This is a genomic window from Flavobacterium pokkalii (assembly GCF_014596575.1).
Taxonomy (GTDB): Bacteria; Bacteroidota; Bacteroidia; order Flavobacteriales; family Flavobacteriaceae; genus Flavobacterium; species Flavobacterium pokkalii.
On record NZ_NASZ01000031.1, the window covers coordinates 1 to 22,101 of the forward strand.

Sequence of the window (22,101 nt, forward strand, 5' to 3'; positions counted from 1 at the left end):
TTACGAAATCATTACTATATCAAACACTATGTTGGTGATAAGGAACATAAAACATAAACACTATGTGTATCAATTTGTGAAATAACATTTTTTAATCAACAAAACTACAACGATAAAAAAGTTGTAGTTTTTCTTGTATTTCAACCCTGCTAGAGTTTTAAACTCTAGCAGGGTTTTGTGTGTAAAAAACAAGCTATAATAGCACAACAAGCCGACACCATCAACTTTAAGGCTACGATTAATGACAAAGCCATACAGTTCAAAGACACCATGATAGAACGTGTCATAAACTGTAAAACCAGCCAAGAACAATTCAGCTACTGCAGCAATACTATTTTGTAAAAATATAAGGTCTTGATTATGGAACTCTATCCCTTAGTTATCAGCCTTTAAAAACAAAATTCAATTAAACAAAACGTTTCCCTTTTTACTTTAAACCATTTAATTCTATTGGCTTACTTGATTTGAATCCTATCCTATGAGCCACAACAGCTAATTGCGTTGCTTGTGGTAGCGTAACTGGTTTTTGATAAATAGTCCAACTTTTAGGCCAAGACCCATTTTTGTTTTTGATTTTATAGCCAATTGAAGCTCCAGCCGTTTCACAACTAATCCCTAATTTTCCCTGATTATAAGATATAATTGGTTTGGCCGTTTGAGGTTGATTCTCTTTTCCGTTCCATAATTTACGGATGAGTGCTGCCTCAGGCAATTTAGGGTCGTCATGGATTTCTTCGAGCCAACGATTCATTTCTGTTCGCAGCTCTTGTAGTTTTGAAGCGTATTTAGGGTTTGCTGCTAGATTAACTAATTCATGAGGATCTGCTTTGCAATCAAATAATTCTTCGGCAGGTTTACTATCTCTAAACCACTGTTTTTGGATGTCGTTTAACTTTCCTTCCTTGTTGAATTGCAACATTTGTTGCATCGTTGGAATTTGCTCTCGATACGACAACGGCAAATAGTAGCCTTTTTCAGGGAAATAATTCCGAATGTATTTGAACTGTTCGTCACGTACCGCTCTGATAGCATCGGTTACTTCGTCAAAACGATCGGCAGCTGCATGAATGTATTTTCGTTGGCTTTTAGCCTTATATTTTCCCAAAAAAGCCTGCCCTTGCATGTATTCTTTTGGTTTTTCGCCAATTAAAGATAACAAAGTAGGTGCAAAATCAATAAAACTAATCAACTGATGGTCTTTGGTAGCAGCATTTTCTTTTTTTGGAAAACGGATAATCAAGGGTGTATTTAAACCCGAATCATAAATCAAACGTTTTTGTCTTGGCAATGGTCCGCCATGGTCTCCATAAAAAAAGATAATGGTGTTTTCGAGCAAACCATCGTCTTCCAATTGTTTTAAAACCGCTCCGACTTGTTTGTCCATTTCGGCGATATTGTTGTAGGTTTTCCACATATCTCTTCGGACCACTTCGGTATCCGGTAGATATGGCGGAATGTTGAATTTGGTGTCTTTTGGCAAATGACTCGGGGTTTCCTTTTCACTCATATTACCCGATTTCCATGTATAGGTAGTATCCCCAGCATGGTAATGTCTTGTTTCGATATTGCGAAAACCATAAGGCTCAAACAATCCCGATTCGTGCGTATTTGTAAAATTAAAAACGGCATAAAAAGGCTGACCTTTGGCTCTATTGCGCCAATGAGCGTATTGACTACTTTCGTCCCAAGCCGTTTCAGGTGCTATAAATTGGTAATCTTCTTTGTAATTATTGGTGCAATAATAACCACTGGCACGCAGTAGTTCACTAATCATTCTCACATCTGCAGGCGGTACTGCTTCATAAGCTTTTAAACCCGTTTCTTTCATATACGAATTTACCCGCATGTGATTGCCTCCAATGCTCGTAGGATACATACCTGTAGCAATTGCGGCCCTACTGGGGGCGCAAACACCAGAGGTAGAATACAAATTAGGATAGACCACCCCTTCTCTAGCCAATCGGCTCAAATTAGGAGTAACAATGGTTGAATCTCCAAAAGGCGGAATATAAGGCCCCATATCTTCGGTTACTAACCATAAGATATTAGGCCTTTCTTCGGTGTTGTTTATTGATTTTTCATATTTAGCAATAGAATTATCTTTGACACTATGACAAGAAAAAATTAGCAAAAAAGAGATTGCGCCTAAAAAAAATCCTGTAATTCTACCTTTATTCATTATTCTAATCATAATTTTAAACTTGTTGTTTTTGTTGTTTAATTTTTCTTAGCTAGCACTACATACATTCTAGCGTTTTCAGGCACTTCACCGTCACTGTTACCAGACATCACAACGCTTTCCCCTGCTTTTACTTCTCTCATGTAAACAGACATAGTGACCTCACCAAGTTTAAAATCATCGCCTGTATCCTTATAATCATCTTTTAAAAATTTTGGCAAAGGTACTCTGTCGTCATGACCGACATAAAGGATCATATCTGCACCTGCAATAAATTGAAGTAAATCTCTTGCCCAGTAGCGATTATCGGAATTAGGCATACGAATATATTCAGCCTCATTTAAGTATTTTGGAATAACCGTATAGTTATAAGGCAAATCTGTGTACGCTTTTTTGCCCCAAAACATATTGGTTCTCAATACAGCTGGGGAATCACCTGTATAACTAAATTTCTCAAAAAGTTGACTTTTATTACTTACTCCTACTTCTCCAATTGGTATTTTAGGGCTATGAGCTGGCAGTGGCTCCTCTTTAGCCTTAACATTATAGAGCTGTGGCATCATCCTACTTAATCCGTCTTTAAAATCAATTTTTTTAGATTGAATTTCTATAGTTGCCATCTTAAGACCTTCGCGCTTAGCTGTTACAATCACTTTTCCGGGTTTTAATAATGAACGTATGGCCACCCTATTGATACCACATTCAGAATCTAAATACAGATTATTAGTAGATTTTTCTTTACCGCTATTGTATCCTCCTCTCCATATTCCTGCCCCCGAGAAAATAAAATCAATACGACCTTTATCTAATGGACATCTGTTCCCGTCTTTATCGACCACTTCAACATCTACTAATGCGACATCTGAACCATCTGCTAACCACCCTTTAGGACCTACTATCGGTGTTAACTTAATAGCAACCGGTTCACCGGTTGTTTTTTTTACTTGAGATGTTTTTAATTCACCTTTAATAAAAGCTTCGGCTTTGACTTGACCTGATTTCCATTTTACTTTATCAAATTTATAAACATAACCATTATCCGGAATAGAGTCAACTCCTATTAATTCGTTATTCACGAACAGTTTTACTGCTGAACAATTTGAGATTACATAAACTGGTTTAGTTGTATCGGCATCATAATTCCAATGCCCCACAATATGAACTTGTGGTTCTGGTCTCCACATTGATTTTAATGCATAGAATGCTTCCTTAGGCAATCTTACCCCATCTACTTCACCACTTGCTCTGGTTACTTCGGTAGGACATCTTCCTCCATGGGGTCCATCAGAAAAAATCCAATTTGCACCTCCACTGTGGTATGGTTTTTTCCCCATTTTATTCCACCAATGCTCCGCTTGTTTTACTGCGAAATCTTCGGAAGATAGTTTATACGTATTTCTTTTAAAATTAGGATGATTAAAGAAGTTATCATCTCTGGAATATTCATCCCAAACTCTTCGAGGTGATTCATCACGACAATACTCGCTTTCTATAATTGGCAAATCAGGATACTCTCCTTCCCAACCTTCGGTTCCAATTTCAATACTAATATATTTTTCAGAACAAGCGGCATTATCCGCACGTCTGTTACCCATCAAACGTTTCCCATTAGGATCATACGTATTGATGATATCCAATATTTGTTCGTAATGTGGTGCTGACTCAGCCCAATTGCCTCCTTCCCATATAAAAATCGACGGATGATTACGGTAATATACAATCATATCTCTAAAAGCAGCTATACGAATATCCCAAGTTTCGCCTTCATCTTCTGACTCTCCTGAAACACCAGGCATTAAAGTAACAAAACCGTATTTATCCCCCATTGCAATCTCTGCGGGCGACCCTGCACAATGTCCCCATCTGATAAAGTTACCGCCTGCTTCGTCCATCAAATTATAAGTAAAATCTCTCAACCAATCAGGCAAAGCAGCCCCAAGACCTGCCCATGAATTTGTTGGTTTTTGGCCCCAACCATGGAGTTTGGTATTTTCTCCATTGATATAAAATCCAGAATCTTTATTAAACTCAAAAGTTCTAATTCCTAAAGGGGTTTGGTACGAATCAATGATTTTATTATTTTCTTTAATGACAGTAATAACCTTATATAAATAAGGGTTACGCGTATACCATAATTTCGGGTTTTTAACCCCTAATTGAGATTGAAAAACAGCTTTTTTATTTGCATCAATGGTATAATTTTTAGAATCTTTCTGGGCTATCTGTCCATTGGCATCAATAATTAAATTTTCAACTACAATATTTTTTGGAGTATTATATTCATTGAAAACTTCGGATTGAACTGTAACATCCGCATGAGTTTTACCTATATTTTGAGCATAAACATAAGTTCCTACCGTTTTTAAATTATCATACAAGGGCAAGGTAATATGCAAAGGATTCATGATATGTAAATAAACATTGCGATAAATCCCGCCGTGGGTAGGATGCCAGTGTTCATGATTCCAAACCAATGGAAAATTGTTTCTAAAATCATCTCCCCTATCATTATTTACTTTTACAGCAATAACGTTTTCTGCATTAAATTTTAAATAGGGAGTCAAATCAAATCCAAAAGGAATGAATCCTGTTTGGTTTTTTCCTAAATATTTCCCGTTGATATAAACATCCGCGATTTGTCGAACAGACTCAAATTCAATATAAATCTTTTTACCATTTGCCTCTTTGGGAAGTTTAAAGTACTTTCTGTACCATACCGTTCCTCTCCATTGCTTAGATTCACCGTCATGACCTCCTGCACTATAGTCATCAAAAGTATCAATATCGTTAAATGTATGCGGACAACTCACTGTAGTCCATGACTTATCATTAAATTTCTCAGACTCTGCCTTAGCCGGATTTTCTTTAATAAATTTCCAATCCAAATTGAAATTATATTTTGTTCTATCACCTCCAATAGTTTCTTGAACATCCTGAGCATTAGAAACCGTAACCATTACCATGGTTAACAGTAAACTAATCTTATTAATAAAACCGACTTTAAAATTCATTTTCATTAGCGTATGAATTTAATCTATTATTTACTTACAGTTAAAACAGCAGTTTTTAAATCTTGATTTCTGGATGAAGAACCCACTGAAATTGTAAATGTACCTGGTTCAACTACTTTTTTCATTTCTTGATTAAGAACATTCAGTTCATCAAATCCCAACTTAAATGTTACTGTTTTCGTTTCACCTGGTTGCAAAGCAATTCGCTCAAACCCCCTAAGCATCTTTAGGTAACGGCCTACTGAGGCGAAATCATCACGAACATACATTTGAACCACCTCATCACCAGCACGACTTCCTGTATTAGTTACCTCTACAGAAACTGTTGTTGAACCATCGGCTTTAATGACTGTTTTTTCAAATTTAGGTTCGCTGTATTTAAATGTGGTATAACTTAATCCGTAACCGAATGAAAACAAAGGGGATTTGTCTGAATCAGAATACAATCCTTTTCCTGAACCAATAAAATCAGGACGTTCCAAATAGGTTACAGGAATTTGACCAACCGATCTTGGAAACGAAACAGTAAGTTTTCCGCCCGGATTGACATCTCCAAAAATAGCATCAGCAATAGCATCTCCAGAACGCATTCCTAAATACCAAGTTTCAAGAATCGAAGGGATATTTTCTGCAATGTAATTTACTGATAGTGGACGACCGTTAATTAGCACTACAATAACTGGTTTCCCGGTTTTGTTTATTGCTTCAACCAAATCATTTTGCACACCTACTAAATCAACATCCGAACGATCTACACCTTCTCCGCATGTTTTTCTTGAACCACCTACCACAAGTACTACAGCATCCGATTTCTCTGCTGCAGCAATTGCTTCTTCAAACCCTTCTTTTGAGGTACCTCCTAAATCACAACCTTTTGCATAATTTATTGTAATTTCTCCTTCTGTTTTACTTTTGATACCATCTAAAACAGATACATAATAAGGCGGTAATCCGGAATATCCGCCTAATAACGAATAGGTACCATTAGCGGGCTTCTTCTCGTGTGCATTAGGCCCTATTATAGCCAATGATTTGATCTTATTTCTATCAAGAGGTAATAGATTATTCGTGTTTTTTAATAAAACGATTGCTTTTTTTGCCATTTCGTAAGCAAACTCCTGATGTTCTTTTTTACTAACGATAGTATCTTTTTTTACATCTTTCAACTTTGAGTCAAACAAACCAAGTTTATATTTGGCTGTCAGTATTCTTGAAGTAGCCAGGTCTACATATTTTACTAATTTGGGATTCTTAGTAAGTGTGTCTTTTAATATGTTAGAATGGTATGTATAAAGAGGCAACACTTTCCCTAAGACCAAATCCATATCTACTCCTGCCTTCAACCCAAGTATAGCTGCTTCCGTTCTTGTTTTAGGAATAAAGTGCATGGTTTGTAATCTTCCCACATCATTATTGTCCGAGACAATGAATCCATCAAAACCTAATTCCCCCCTTAATACATCATTCAACAACCACGAATTCATATGGCATGGCACACCATTAAAATCCTGATGCCCCGGCATAATAGAAGCCACTTGAGCTTCCTTAACAGCTGCTTCAAATGGAGGCAAAAACACTTCTCGTAATCGACGCTCAGACATATCGCTGAAACCACCATTAATCCCACGTCTGTTTTCAGGATACCCTATAAAATGCTTAGCCGTTGATATGACATGATTTTTATCCAATCTTTCTTTACCTATGCCTTGCATTCCTTGTATGAAAGCCACTCCCATTCGAGATACTAAATAGGGGTCTTCACCGTAAGATTCTTCAACCCGACCATATCTGGCATCACCTGTTATAACGTCTAAATTAGGCGAATAACAATGCGTAATATTCAAAGCACGAGCTTCTAAAGCGGTTTGGGAAGCCATCTTCTTCACTAATTCAGGCTCCCATGTCGAACCACATGCTATTGCTTGCGGATAAACAGTAACACCATCATACCACAAACCATGTAAGCCTTCACCAAATTTCATAAAAGGAATTCCCAGTCTTTCATTTGCTGGCGCATCTTGAGACATTTCGGCAATTTTTTCATCTAAAGTCATCTGCCTCAAAAGATGTTTTACTTTTTTTTGTATTTCAACATCTTCCTGCTTAGAAGCTTTCTTCGTGGTCTGTGCAAAACACAACGAGCTTATGAAAAATAAAAATGTAAGTATAATTATTCTGGAAAATTTCATTGTCTAAGATTGTCGCTTTAAAATTTTTTACTTGTTTTAAGCCATATTTCAGAAGAAACACCATGTTTCTTTCTCAAATCATTATACCTGAGACGTAATTGCTCTAACTTAGATTTGTATTTAGAATTTTTAATTAAATCATCCGTTTCATGTGGGTCATGTTTTATATCAAATAATTGTTCAGTACCTGACTCTAAATAATTCATGTATTTAAAACCCTGAGTAACAACCCCTTCAACTCTTGGTATCTGAGGACCTCCGAGAAAATAATGTTGGTAAAAAAAGTCTTTTCTTTCAGGAATCTTATTTTGAACCACATCAATTAGATTGACACCTTTCATTTCTTTTGGCACTGGAACACCTGCCATGGATAAAATAGTTGGGGCTATATCTATATTTAATGCCATTTGTTGTGCTCTATACTGTTTTACTTTATCTGGTGAATTTGGATCATAAATCACAAGAGGAACCCTAATGGACTCTTCATAACCATACCATTTTCCTTCCATCCCGTGTTCACCTAACAACATGCCATTATCTCCCATTAATATAATAATGGTATTATCTGCAATACCTAGATTTTTTAGCTTTTGCATCATATCCCCTATAAGGTCATCTACACCTGTAATAAGACGATAATAATTTTTCACGTTTTCCTGATACAATTCAGGAGTCCCAAAAAGCCCTTTCCATCTGGCTCTTCCAAAATTAGTTTCGGTTCTCAAAACATCTGGCAACTTTTCCCAATATTTTGGATCAGCAGTCACAGGCATTGGGATCTCTACATCTTTGTAATAATCTTTATACTTGGATTGTATAATGTATTGAGGGGGATTTCCATCTTGTTCATGTGGTGCTTTAAGGCTCACAGAAAGACAGAACGGCCCTTTATCAGCAAACTTTTCCAAGAAATCTTTGATAGAAGAGTTTATTGTATCGGTATCATGTATAGGCTTTCCGTTTTTACCAATGGTTATATAATCAGGCTGTGCTTTACCGCCATCCTCTGTATCAAATACAAAATCAAAAGTTGAAAATGGCGGATGATGTCCTACACCGTATTTACCGATAAATCCTGTTTTATATCCGGCTTCTTTCAATAGATTTGTATAAGTGTTTTTATACACTTGCGGAGCTAAATCAGTATTAAAATCATGAACGCCATGTTCAGACTCATACTTACCCGTCAATATGCTTGCTCTGCTTACGCAACAGATTGAAGTTGTAACATAAGCATTTTGAAACAGTATTCCATTATTAGCTAATTTGTCCATGTTAGGAGTTTGAATAATTGAATTACCCATTGCTCCCATTGCATCCCAACGCTGATCATCGGTCAGCAAAAAAATAATGTTAGGTTGTTTTTTTTGTCCTTTCACTTCATTTTTAGCTACTTGAGCATAACTTATACCTGATACACATCCTAATAGTGCTAAGAGAAAAAAGCTAATGCTTATTTTTTTTTTCATATCTATATTTTTAACAATTATTCAACTTAATTATAATTTCTTATTCCAGGTACAATTTTCAAATGCAACTCTGCTTTATCTTTTGGCCATTTCTTAACTATTATTTTTTGAGTTTGTCCATCCCAAATAAAATCAGACGGTTTTACTTCTTTAGGGCATTTATAAACTTCAAGAGCTGCATTTTTTAATGGATTATGATACATCACAAAATCATCATCAATTAACACTGAAAATCCATCAGGATAATGTCGGTTTGCACCAACAAAAATGGAAGAACTTCCTTTGCTATTATCTGACTTTAAATTAACCTCTAAACTTCGTTTTGCAAAATCAAATTTAAAATTCAGAATATCTCCAGCAATTGCCTGTGGATAAGGTCTGGCAATGATATCAGTAATATACTTGCGCTCTACAGTTCCTATCGCATTTTTATCACTAAAAATTGCCCAGGTTGAAGGACCTTCTGGCATGAAATTTTGCATTTTAGGATTCCCTGAAAACCAAGCTTTAATACTTCCTACTCCCATGTTATCAAACACTTCGGCAGTACGCATATATAATTCTGAATATTTTAACTGACCTATTTTTCCGCTTATTAATGTGTCTGTTTTGGCAAAAGTTGGAAAACCCCATTCTCCAATAAAAATAGGAGCATTTAACATATCCGACTCTTTATCAAAACGATTCATCACTGGCTTGACTAAATCCATGTTATTTTGATAAATATGAGGTGCAAAAACCACATTCTTTCTATTTATTGGCACAGTGATTTCAGCATATTGATTGTTATCAACTCCTTCTCCTTTATTCATAAAAATGGATTGTACCATAATCTTTTTATCAGGATTAATTAGTTGACTTGCATCAATAATTTTTTGATATAAAGGAACAAGATATTTTGAAGTTAATTCATTGTATGAAATATTCATTGCAAGTTTTCTTGGCTCATTTACAACATCATATCCTAAAACAAAATCTTCATTTTTATAGCGATTCCAAATTATTTTCCAAGCTTCAATATAGGTTGTATATTCCCTATTTTTATTCAACCAAAAAATTTCCCATTCAAAATGATCTACCCCATAAACCGTCATTTTAAAAACGGTTTTCATACCATTGTTTTTAGCTAAATTGACCAATGTGTCCAATTTTAAGAGGTAATTTTTATCGATTGTAGCTCCTGAAAACGTACTCAATTTTCCTAATTCTAATCGAATTACCTGATAATTAGCTCCCATTCTAACCATTCGCATATAATCATCAGTGGTAAAATTGCCTTCATTAGTCACCACTACAAAACCTCTTGGAATTATATGCCTTCCTTGTTCATCTCTTAAACCGTGTTTAATTTGTGAAAAAGTGACAATGGACATAAAAAAACAGAACCAAATAAGAAAATTGAATTTCATAGAAAATAAATTAAAACAAAAAACCAAATTAAACCAAACAAATCTAGCTACTGTCCTGTATTGTACTGGTTTTAAATCATAGCAACAAAAAAAGACCGAAATTTAATATCTCGGTCTTTTAAAAAATAAAAACTAAACTAAATCAAAAACTAATTATTTCTATATCCGTTATTTGTAGGATCGGATGTTAATAAATTAGGATTTTGTTGCAACTCCTGTAAAGGAATTGGTAACAAGACATGCCATGATCTGATATTTTGTGCTGGATTCCAAAAACGATATTCCAGATTTTGCACTACATCTAACAGAATTCCCCATCTAATTAAATCGTATCTTCTCATACATTCCCCTGCTAATTCCCATTTACGTTCATCATAAATAGCTTTTCTAAATTGGTCTTGAGTCAGACCTTTTATAGCTTCGGCTTCAACTTGAGTTGCATAAGCACGATTTCTTATTTCTTTGATATATTCGTAAGCTGCTGTTGGATTACCTCCAGGTCTCTCATTCTCACATTCTGCCGCCATTAGCTTAACATCAGCCAAACGGAATACTAACCTGTTATCCGAATGATTAAAACGAGGAGAAGAGCTTAACGAAAGATTCATAAACTTAGCCATATAAGGAAAACTTAATTCAAATCCTAGGTATTTATCCATCACATTTAGCGGTCTTCTTAAATCATTCATTGGAAATTTTGCCGCAAAATCTTTTGATGCAATTTGTAATCCCGTACCATTGAATGCTTCTCCATTAGCAGTAAGAGCAGCTGAAAGCGCAGCTCTTTGCGAAGTAATTTTTGGTTCATCTCTTAATCTTGGATTAAACATACTAGGTCTCCAGTTTCCATTTCCAAATATTGGATTTAAATTACCGTTAGCATCAGCTACTCCTTCTTCAAACTGCCCTCTTATATCCCTTGCAAAATCTAAGGACCAAATAATTTCTGCATTATATTCATTGGCAGGATCAAAAACGGCAGCATAGGTTGGTAATATCTGATGTCCTGACTGATTGATAATTTCAAGACATTTATCCAATCCTTCTTGCCATTGTTTTTGTTGCATATAAATTTTTGCCATCACAACAGCTGCTGCCCATTTAGAAGCTCTACCCCTTTCGGCAGAGGGATATGTTGGCTTCAAATTATCCTGCGCAAATTGTAAATCGACTAAAACACCGGTTAAAATGGTTTCTTTTGGAGTCCTTCCTAGTATTTTTATCTGATCAATAGTAAGATTATCCGTGTAATAAGGTGCGGCTCCCCAAAGATTCGTAATATGCCAATAAGCTAATCCCCTCAAAAATCTGGCTTCGGCGATTACATCTGTTTGTACACTTTGAGATATTGCATTATTACCAGTAACTCTGTCAATGATAATATTACAATTTAAAACAACTTTATATAGATCCTTCCAAGTATCAGAAACGCTCATTTTTTGAATCGATTCATCTGCCAGGGATTCATTCATGGTATAGTTTCCGATAGGTTGAACAACATCAGCTACACGATTTGGCTCTATAATATCTGCTCCATTATCGTAAAAATGGTCCAGACCTACCTGTCCGTATAAAGAGTTATTTTTATAAATGGCATACACACCGTTGATGGCTTGTCTGGCATCGGCTGCTGAGGCAAAGAAATTCTCAGGAGCAATGATATCACGGGGTACTTCTTCTAAAAAAGACTCACAGCTAAAACATGAGCAAATCATAAAGAAGAGATATAAATATATTTTTTTAGTTTTCATAAGTTTCAATTTTAAAAAGTTACATTCAGTCCAAGACTTAAAACCTTAGCATTTGGATATTCCCCATTTGAGAATCCTTGAGCGATATTACCTAATCCGTTTTTCCCAAATCTACTGGTCTCTGGGTCAATTAATCTAAAATTAGAAAGCAAAAGCAAATTAGTTCCTGAAACATATACTGACATATTTTTAACGCCTTTAAACCCCATTTTATCTACAGGAAAATTATAAGCAAGGCGTACATTTTTCAGACGTAAATGAGAGCCATCTTCAACATCTTTTGAGTTGCTCGGTATAGCAGTCACCCCGTCTGAACCTGCTCTAGGAACATCCGAAGTTGGATTATCAGGAGTCCAACGATTAGCTATTTCGGCAAATTTTGGATTCTCCCCTCGAGTAAAATAATTCCCTCTTGATCTAAGATTGTACACTTCGTTTCCTACTGTACCTTGAAAATAAAAACTTAAATCGAAATTTTTGTACGAAATATTATTCTCAAAGCCAAAGATTAAATCTGGAAACGGACTTCCTAACACCACATTATCTTCATTTGAAATTATACCGTCTTTATTTAAGTCTTCAAATTTTGGTCCACCCACCACTTGTGTACCAGAGGCCAAACCTGAAGCATCAATCTCTTCTTGGCTTTTCCAAGTCCCTAAGTAGCGCACACCTGTAAATACAGGAACTGTTTCGCCTTTAATTATTCTAAGATTACCTGCTCCTAAAATCTGATCAACTACAACATCTATAAACTGTTTACCTCCAAGATCTAACACCTTATTTTTATTAGATGACAGGGTTAGTGTAGAATTCCAGTTGAAATTAGAATTTTGAATATTGGTTGATTTTAATAAAAATTCCCATCCTTTATTTTGTAACGCCCCCACATTTTGTAACTGACTGGTAAATCCTGTTTGTCTAGGAATAGTAACATCCAACAACAAATCAGTAGTTTTTTTGTGGTAGTAATTAAATTCAGTAAAAATTCTACCCTTCAAAAATGAGGCTTCTAATGCCATGTCAAAAGAAGTGGTCGTTTCCCAGCCTAAATTTGGATTTGCAGGTCTTCCAAGCGTCAATCCTGGTTGTTGTATCCCGTTTAAAGTTGTATTGGCTTCAACCAAAATTGCTTTGGTTGCATATGCTCCAATAGCCTGATTACCGGCTTGACCATAACTAGCTCTTAATTTTAAATCATGAAAAACATTTTGATCTTGCATAAAATCCTCTTCGCTTACTTTCCAAGCTCCAGCTATTGAAGGATAAAATCCCCATTGATTGCCCTGTGCAAACACCGATGTCCCGTCATATCGCCCTACTAAAGTTAAAAGATATTTATCTTTGTAAGTATAATTTGCTCTACCAAAAAAAGACACCAGCTGAAAAGGATTTGGATAACTACTCGCAATAATATTTCTGGAAGGATCAGTTCCTAACCCCAAATTATTAAATCCTACAGCATCAGTTGTGATTCCAAAAGCCTGAGCAGAAAAAGCTTCAGAAGTATATTTCTGAAAAGAAGCCCCTCCTAAAACAGTCAAATCATGTTTGTCATTAAATTGGGTACTGTACTGAATTGTATTCTCATTATTCCATCCAAAAGATGAAACTGCTGTTACCTTTGCATTTCCTGTTTCTCCAACAGATAAGAAATCAGGTCTTTGACTTGAATTAAATTCATTTCTTTTGGAATTACTAATATCCGGATTAAATGTAGAGCGTATAATCAAATTTGGAATCGGAGTATACTCTAAATATACTGTTCCCAGAAGATTATTCGAAGTAGTTTGGTCGGTATCTAATTTTGCAGTAGCCACCGGATTATTAAACGGAGCACCAATTACATCGTTAAAACCGTTATAGCTTCCGTCAGCGTTATAAATAGGCTGTGTAGGCAAAATATTCAGAAGACTTCCATAATCAACTACACCATTATCCTGTATTATTCTTGAATAGTTGACACGGAAACCTGCTTTGAGTTTTTTGCTGAGTTTAAAATCTATATTAGATCTAAAAATGTATTTCTCAATTCCTGAATTTTCTATCAAACCATCTTGATTAAAAAAATTCAACGAATTATAATAGGTTACGTTACCGTTTTCAGAGGCTCCCGAAATGGAAACATCCGCATTAAATATTGGTGATGGTTTCAATAATAAATCAAAATAATCATTATCAGGATAGCTTGAAGGGTCCCCAGGAAAAGGTTCAGCTACACCTCTAAAGCGAGCATCTTCATTTGTATATTCAATTTGTTCTGCTTGTGATAAAAACTTAGGCCTTTTAGGAACCAATTGAGTACTGGTATATACTCCCGCACTTACTTGAGGTTTTCCACCGCCACTACCTGAACCATTTTTGGTAGTTACCAGGACAACCCCATTTGCACCACGAGAACCGTAAATGGCGATAGAGGATGCATCCTTCAATATTTCAATAGATTTTATATCATTGGAGTTTAAATTATTCAAATCATAATTATTCCCTACAATAATACCGTCAATAACCCATAGTGGTTCATTGCTCCCTGTGATTGAATTTCCTCCCCTCACCCTAATCGAGGTAGAAGCTCCTGGTGCCCCACTGTTTTGGGTAACCTGAACACCTGAGGCTCTACCCTGAAGTGCCTGATCCACTCTTGAAACCGGAACAGCGGTAATATCTTTTGCACTCACAGATGACACTGAACCTGTCAAGTCGGATTTACGTTGCGCACCATAACCGATAACAACAACTTCGTCAAGTTTATTATCAGTCTCTAATACAACATCTATTTGTTTTTTATTAGCTACCGGTACTTCTTTTGTTGCGTATCCGATATAAGAAAAAACGAGAACGTTTTGAGCTGACGCACTAATAATATACTTACCATCGATATCAGTACTAGTAGCTTTTGTTGTTCCCTTTATAAGAACTGTTGCTCCCGGCAATGGCTGTCCTTCCGCCATCACAGTCCCTGAAATACTTTGGGCATTTGATATCGCTATACAGGACAATATCAAACACACACATCCAGAATCTTCTATTTTCTTGAAAATTCTTAACTGTAAATTTAACATTCATAAATAATTAGGTTAATTGGGTTAATAATATTCCCAAATTATAATGTTATGTTAAAGTTTCTGTCCTGCATTGACCTGTATCAACTTGGATTCAATTCATTTTGTTAATAAATTTTAACATTTACACTAAATTATCTGGAAATCAATAACTATTTATTCTGTTTAGAATGCGAATCAAAATAATAGTCAATAAAAGTTTTAAACCTATACAGTTACTTAATAACATTCTTTTCAGCAGAAGACTCATTATAGTTTCTAATCAAAAAAAATTGGACTTATCCTGAAACATTTTGAATGTTTCAGGATAAGTCCAATTTGTAAATCCTTTTCAAACCCGTTGTATATTTTGAGAATTATATTTCAAAATGCACAACGGGTTTTCAATTTATTTTTTTTTTTATAGAGTTTATCTAACAAGAATAACAGTGTATTTTTTATTATACTCTCTTTCTGAAATACAGAAATTACAGATAAAACAAATACATTTGTTATACTTAATTGTCATAGTTAAGAATTTATTTGGCTGCCTTTGGTCCATCATAATTATAAACAAACCAATCTACATCTATATATCCTGAATCTTCTTTTGTATTCCATGAGAAGAAACCTAATCTATCTCCTGTCCATTTTCCAAAGGCTATAGTAAAAGTAGGACCGAAGCAGCTGTAATTTTTGTTATCAAAACTGTATTCATAAAAAGCTTGATTTCCTATATTAGTTGTCCGTATGTAAACTTCATCCTTAATGATTTCTGGCCCTTTAATTTTTTCTGCCATGGTATTCATATAAAAAAGGATTCTTTTCCCTTTTTCATCTGCTTCAATGCCTAGCAGATTGTAAACCCCACCAAATCTGACAAATCCTGCCATTTGATTAGGTTTCATACCTGAAATATCAAATTTAGCAACAGCCGTACCTTTGGAAATTCCCATAATACGCTGGCTTAACGTGTTGCAAGCACGCCAAAAGTCTGAACTAGAACCGTCGTTATTAGTCCATTCATTAATATTAGGCCCATACCCTTTTTGGTTTGGTAATACTTTACTTGCCTTTAAGCGCAACCATCCCGGACGCTCAGTTAGAGACCAATGTGTATTCCTTGGATCATGATTCCACTCCCATTGAAACCCCAACTTTGAAGACGAAAACTCATCATCAGTACTTGGTGCAGAAATAGGATATCCGTTAATAGGCTTTTTGTACTGTTTGACTGGTTCGCCTATACCGTCGTTATCTTCGTCAACACCAATAATTGGCCATCCATCTACCCAATTTACAGGTTCTAAACACTGCGGGCGACCCTGAAATGGATCATCATCATTTTGAATTAACTGATGCATATACCACCACGACTTATCAGGGGCTTGTATTAATGCCCCTTGGCTGGCACTACGATTGTTGAATGCAGTTCCTTTTTCTAAAACAGTTTTTACTTCATACGGTCCATAAATACTTTCTTTAGAACGCAATACAATCTGCTTTCTGTCATTTTTTGGATTTTTAACCCCAGGCAAGGTAGATTTATCACCCATTGTCCACTGCGCTAAAAATATGTACCAAGTACCGTCAATTTTATAAATTTTAGCTGCTTCGGCACCCATACCAGTATAAACTAATTTACCTTCATCAAGTATTTTAGTACCGTCCCAACTCATTTCGTAAATTCTATTTTCGTTCCCTTCAATTTTATTCTCGGGTCCTTTTTGTTTTCCAGCAGTGTTAATTATAACGTATGCTTTATGGGTTTCTTCGTCCCAAAATACTCCAGGGTCGTCTAATACTTTATCTTTTGGAAGCATCATAACGGGTTTACTCCAAGGCCCTGAAATATCTTTGGCTGTAGAGACCATTAAACCATGTTGATAGTCAATCTGGTAACAATACCACTTTCCCTCGTGGTAGGCTAAATCTCCTGCCCAAACACCAAAAGAATACCCATTCATCCTGTCCCAATTGTATTCTGATGCCCATGAAAGATTTTCAAAAACATGCCCAACATTGGTCCAATTCACCATGTCTTTTGACTTTAAAATAGGCATCCCTGGTGACATATGTTGTTTCGATGTAATCATATAATAGGTATCTCCCACTTGTTCGATATCTGAATCGGGATAATCGGCATTTAGAACCGGATTGACGTATGTCCCGTCTCCTTGATCACCCCAGCTGCCTACAATGCCAATTTTTAATGTTTTAGTATCTTTTACCTTATTCTTCTGCGATTGCGCATTACAGATACAAAATCCAAAAAACAGACTCACTGCTATTGGTTTGATAAATGGTCTATTTAGAATTAACATATACTTTCTTTTTAAAACTTTTTTTTTACAATTTAATTACTCTTTGAAATATTCTATAAGATAATTTCCTGAACCGAGTTCTATAAAATCATTAAAAATTCCAGCATTTAATTGCTGATAGATTTCTTTTATTTGCTTTCTTTTTATTTTCAGAATCTTTAATCCCTTTGGGATTACAACTGGTTTGCCTTTAGTACTGAAAGACACCTCTAAAATCATTGAAAAATAATATTCAGATCAATTACCTGTAATTTACTAGGCTGTCTTACATTCTCTGGCGTACCTTGAAGCATTATTGACAAGATATTTTCATTTTTCCAACGATAAACATCAGCCAACATATCATTCATAAACGGGCCCTGGATTTTATGAGCAATTTGCCAATCTTGCCAATTACTCTTTGCTGTTGCAACAGCTATTACCAAATCTTGGTCTTTATTATTCTTTTTACTATTTTGGGAAGTTCCACAATAAATCATAATCAGATTATCATTTTTATCTGTAAATACCTTGGGACGATTGCCTACGGTCATTGGTAATTGTAAACTATTCCATTTTCCTTTTTCGTCTCTCCAATAGTGAAAATACCTTTGAGCTTCTTTTGGCCCCCAACGAGTAGCTCCCAAGCTGCTACCTGCCGCTTCAATTGTTTCTTTGGTTCCATGAAACATTACAACATGAAGTCTCCCTTTTGAATCAATGACTTGTCCGTGGTCATTCATTAATCCTAATACCCTTGGAATGGATTGCACAACAATTCCTTCTGAATTGACATTAGGAATTTCATTCAACAACTTTCCTTCATTGTTTTTCCATGTAAATCCATGGTCATCGCTGTAAACATAAATCAAATCATGATTAGCCCCTTGACTATCTTCACGCCAAACCCAAGTTACATGTAGTCTCCCATTAACATCGTAATCGTAACCATTAGGATAAGAACAGCGCGTATCACTTTTGCCTAATTCATCTTCAAATTTCCCTATAGATGAATCAATTTGCCTGGTATTTTCCCATTTTCCTGTTTTAGCATTGTAATCTACTAACATACGGTCTCCGTTACCTGAGCCTCGTACTCGGTAATTCATCTGGAGGTTACCTTCAGGAGTTTGCCAAAATTTTGGGTAAGTAATTTTGATTGGTTTATTTTCTTCTAGTTGATCTAAAATGGGACTAAATGAGGACGCTGCCCATTCCATAATTTCAGGATTAGTAGCTAAACCTTTCTTAGAAACTCTATAATGAAGCGGATGCACGTGATGATCAAAAGCTAAATGAATCGTTCCGTCATTTGGACAAATACCTAAGGAAACAACGTTGTGAGAATCGTCACTTTTAAAATCATAATCTAAAAACTCAATAGTCTTCCAATCACCTAAAGGAAGTTTTCTCCTCGAAATGCAAACGTGTCTACGATCATTGTAATATGCAATGTATTGATAGCCATTATGTGAAGCAAGAGCATCTTTTTGATAGCTTCTTCCATTTATAGCAATACCATACTTCCCGTCAATAGTCAATGCTTTAGTATCAACTGTAGAAATATTTTTTTTATTGATTTTCACTTGCGCTTTTACAGCTGCAAAAAAAAACATAAAAAAAACAACAATACATAACTTATTTTTCATCAATTCTAATTTGATTAGTTTAAGATTTAACTACCTCTTTAAAAACATTTAAATTCTTTCCTTTGAATATTCTAACACATATATGCCTGAACCCAATACTACAGTTGATTTATTAATCAAAACGACTTTATTTTCTTTTTGAAAAGCCTCAAAAGCAACACCATTAATTTTCAAGGTTTGCAGTTCTTTTGGAGTTAAAACCACTTGTGCTTTGGTGTTAAAAGGAACTTCTAAATTCATTGAAAAATTTGTACCAGTTACTTTCCAACTATTAGCAATATTTCCATAAGGAGTAGGTACAGATACGTCAGCAGATGTAATGTTTTTAGAAAAAACAGGTTTTACAGTAAAGTCTCTATATCCCGCCCCCTCATACGTAGATTTGATACCTCCTAACGATTCAAAGAAATAAGCCGAGAATCCACTATGCATGGGATGGTTTAAAGAATTACTCAGTTCTTTCATTTTATCCCATTCAAATTGGCGTTCTGGCCAAGTGGTAAAACCATAATTCATAATATACGTTTGGCTGGGAAATGTAGGTGTTGTCAAAATTTGATGTGCCAAATCTTCTTTCCCTAATTTGGTTAAAACAGTATAAATATACCTGTTGCCATGAATTCCAGTCGAATGATGCCCTCGTTTAACAACGTTAATATCATATTCCAATCCATTAACTACATTTAAAATTTCACTTTCATCAACCATTCCAAATTGCAATGCCATCACCGTGGCGGTTTGACTTCCGTACCATTTGAATGTTGTGGATGGAATTGTGATTAAAAAAGCTTTGTTGAAGGACTCAGATAATGCTTGTTTTTCTTTTTCCATTTTTTGCTCAAAAACAACATCATCGTTCATTTTGGCAAATTTTTCCATAATACCCAACACATCATAAAAATACGCATTTGCAGAAATAATTGGATCACATTCCATAGCTGATGGATTTTTCAGACGGTCCCAATTAGGTGGACACCAATCCCCCATTCCGTTTTGAATAATTCCTTTTTCATCTTTGAAGGATAAGTAATAATTGGTCAAATCTTTCATGTCTTCGTAATATTCCTTTACAATCGAATCATCTCCATAATAAAGGTAATTATACCAAGGCAAATACATCGTAGCTACACCCCAATCCAATTTAGCAATTCCCGAAGTACGTTTCCCAGGAGCAATCATCGTAGGTACTTTGTGCTTGATTTCAGGATTGTTGTTGGCTTTTACAGGAATCATTTGGGTACGAATGTCTTCCATGTATTTTTTATAGAAGTTTCCCATGTCGTAGTTGTACAAAGCATATTCGCAAAAAGCATGCGCATCGCCCAACCAACCACATTTTTCACGGTGCGGACAATCCTCTGGAATCCCATGAATATTATCAACAATTGTCCATTTGCTAATGCTGTGCATTTTGTTAAACAAAGGCTCAGAGCAACTAAAACTTCCTTTTTCTTGAATATCGGTTGCTACTAAAACCGCCTGAATCATACTAGCATCAGGCTTTGTTGTAATCCCTTTTAGTTCGGCATATCGAAAACCGTGATAACTAAATTGTGGCTCCCAAGATTCAAGAGCTTCTCCTTTACAAATGTATTTGTACACTTGTCGCATTCCATTTGCTCCACCATCAGTAGAACCCGGAAAAATATCTTTGCCGTTTTGTGTCAAGGCTTCTGTTGTTGTGATTTCAATCAATTGTCCTTTGGTTCCCTTTACTTTTATTTTAACCCAACCTGCAATATTTTGACCAAAATCGACAATCCAATTACCATTAGTGCCCTTAAAAACTTTTTGAGGAGTTAACTCTTTTAATTTTCGAATAGGTGGAATTTGCTGTACACTGATTTTTTTTACTTCTGGCGTAATTACCTTGGCTTTGCCCCAGTTTGTGTCTTTATAATTGGTATTGTTCCAATTACCTAATTCAAAACGGGCATCGTAAGTATCACCCCCATAAATATTATTAAAAACGATAGGCCCCGTGTTTTCTTTCCAATTTTCATTGGTATAAAAATCGGCTTTACTGCCATCCTCATAAGTAACTTTGATTAAAAGACGTACTGCTGGTGACCCGAAAGATATGTTTTTCTCTGATTCTTTATCGCTCTTCCATGAGATATCTTGACCGTAAAAACCATTTCCTAAAACAATTCCGATGGCATTTTGACCCGATTTCAAGGCATTAGTCACATCATAATGAACATAGTAAGCTTGTTTATCATAGTTAGAAGGTGCAGGATCTAAGACATGATTACCCACTTTTTTTCCGTTGATATACCATTCGTAATACCCCAATCCACAGATGTATGCTTGGGCATTTTTAATGTTTTTCTTAGTTGAGATTTCATTTCTAAAATACCCCGTTGCTTGTCCTGCTACCATTTCAGGTTCTTTCATTTTTCCAGTTTGGTATTCTCTGAAACGATGTGGCGAAGTACGGTTGTCTTTGTTGAGACTAATCCATTTAGAGTTTCCCCAATTGTTATTATCCATTAAACCCATTTGAAAAGTCTGAACCGAAGACCAATTAGAAGACTCTCCTTTTTCGTCCCAAATTTTCACTTTCCAATAGTATTTTTGTGTGGCTTGCAACTCCTTTCCATCATATTTAACATAAACTGATTGCGAAGATTTTACCTGATTGGAATTCCATAAATCAGCCTCTTTTTCATTCAATTTGGCCTCTGACGAAGCTACCAAAACCTGATAAGCTGATTGTGATTTATTGAAACCTTTTGCTTTTATAATCCAAGATAATGAAGGTTGCTTGCTCTCAATAGCCGTTGGGTTAACTATGGCTTCACAAGTTAATGACTCAAATGTAAGTCCTTCGTTTATGCCTCCTTTAACTATAAAGCCAAAAGAAGAACTCAACAGAATTATTACAAAAAAAGGAATTAAGAATTTTATTTTTCTCATTTTAAAAGGTTGTTTTTTTTTAAGTAAAGCCAAATATAAACCTATAAATAGTTGTTTATGTCCTGCATTGACCTGCTCTTTAGTTAACATTAATTTAGTTTTTCTCATCATTCCATTTCTTATTTTTTTTATCAAAAAAAAAAAAAAAACAGTAGCAAACCTTAGCCTACTACTGTCATAA

At 35.4% G+C, this 22,101-nt stretch carries 11 protein-coding genes; all 11 read right to left on the minus strand.

Translation table 11 applies throughout. From position 1 onward, the window contains the following. Positions 1-427: 427 nt before the first annotated feature. The 11 genes from B6A10_RS15170 to B6A10_RS15220 all read right to left on the minus strand — a co-directional run bounded on the left by B6A10_RS15170 (position 428) and on the right by B6A10_RS15220 (position 21,920). On the minus strand, positions 428-2,191 hold the full coding sequence (locus tag B6A10_RS15170; RefSeq protein WP_238929425.1) for a sulfatase family protein: 1,764 nt from the start codon (positions 2,189-2,191) through the stop codon (positions 428-430). 26 nt (positions 2,192-2,217) lie between these two features. Then, a complete protein-coding gene (locus tag B6A10_RS15175) occupies positions 2,218-5,196 on the minus strand; it encodes a glycoside hydrolase family 2 protein (protein WP_188221531.1) in 2,979 nt (992 codons plus the stop codon). Positions 5,197-5,216: 20 nt separating this feature from the next. Further along, positions 5,217-7,379: a beta-xylosidase gene (locus B6A10_RS15180; RefSeq protein ID WP_188221532.1), complete on the minus strand. Its 2,163-nt coding sequence runs from the start codon at positions 7,377-7,379 to the stop codon at positions 5,217-5,219. 17 nt (positions 7,380-7,396) lie between these two features. Beyond that, the gene (locus B6A10_RS15185; RefSeq protein WP_188221533.1) at positions 7,397-8,848 is read right to left on the minus strand and encodes a sulfatase family protein; all 1,452 of its coding nucleotides are present in this window, start codon (positions 8,846-8,848) and stop codon (positions 7,397-7,399) included. Between the two features lie 26 nt (positions 8,849-8,874). Further along, entirely contained in the window at positions 8,875-10,257 is a 1,383-nt protein-coding gene (locus tag B6A10_RS15190; protein ID WP_188221534.1) for a cellulase family glycosylhydrolase, read from the minus strand. A gap of 149 nt (positions 10,258-10,406) precedes the next feature. Next, positions 10,407-12,008 (minus strand): RagB/SusD family nutrient uptake outer membrane protein, encoded by a 1,602-nt coding sequence (locus B6A10_RS15195; protein WP_188221535.1) that lies wholly within the window; start codon positions 12,006-12,008, stop codon positions 10,407-10,409. Between the two features lie 11 nt (positions 12,009-12,019). Next, the gene (locus tag B6A10_RS15200; RefSeq protein ID WP_188221536.1) at positions 12,020-15,070 is read right to left on the minus strand and encodes a SusC/RagA family TonB-linked outer membrane protein; all 3,051 of its coding nucleotides are present in this window, start codon (positions 15,068-15,070) and stop codon (positions 12,020-12,022) included. Between the two features lie 518 nt (positions 15,071-15,588). Continuing rightward, complete coding sequence (locus B6A10_RS15205; protein WP_188221537.1) at positions 15,589-17,373, minus strand: glycoside hydrolase family 43 protein; 1,785 nt, start codon at positions 17,371-17,373, stop codon at positions 15,589-15,591. A 36-nt stretch (positions 17,374-17,409) separates the two neighbouring features. After that, the gene (locus tag B6A10_RS15210; RefSeq protein ID WP_188221538.1) at positions 17,410-17,592 is read right to left on the minus strand and encodes a hypothetical protein; all 183 of its coding nucleotides are present in this window, start codon (positions 17,590-17,592) and stop codon (positions 17,410-17,412) included. Beyond that, on the minus strand, positions 17,589-19,001 hold the full coding sequence (locus B6A10_RS15215) for a BNR repeat-containing protein (RefSeq protein ID WP_188221539.1): 1,413 nt from the start codon (positions 18,999-19,001) through the stop codon (positions 17,589-17,591). The genes B6A10_RS15210 and B6A10_RS15215 overlap by 4 nt, the downstream gene beginning before the upstream one ends. Positions 19,002-19,049: 48 nt before the next feature. After that, a complete protein-coding gene (locus B6A10_RS15220; protein WP_188221540.1) occupies positions 19,050-21,920 on the minus strand; it encodes an alpha-L-rhamnosidase in 2,871 nt (956 codons plus the stop codon). Positions 21,921-22,101: the final 181 nt, after the last annotated feature.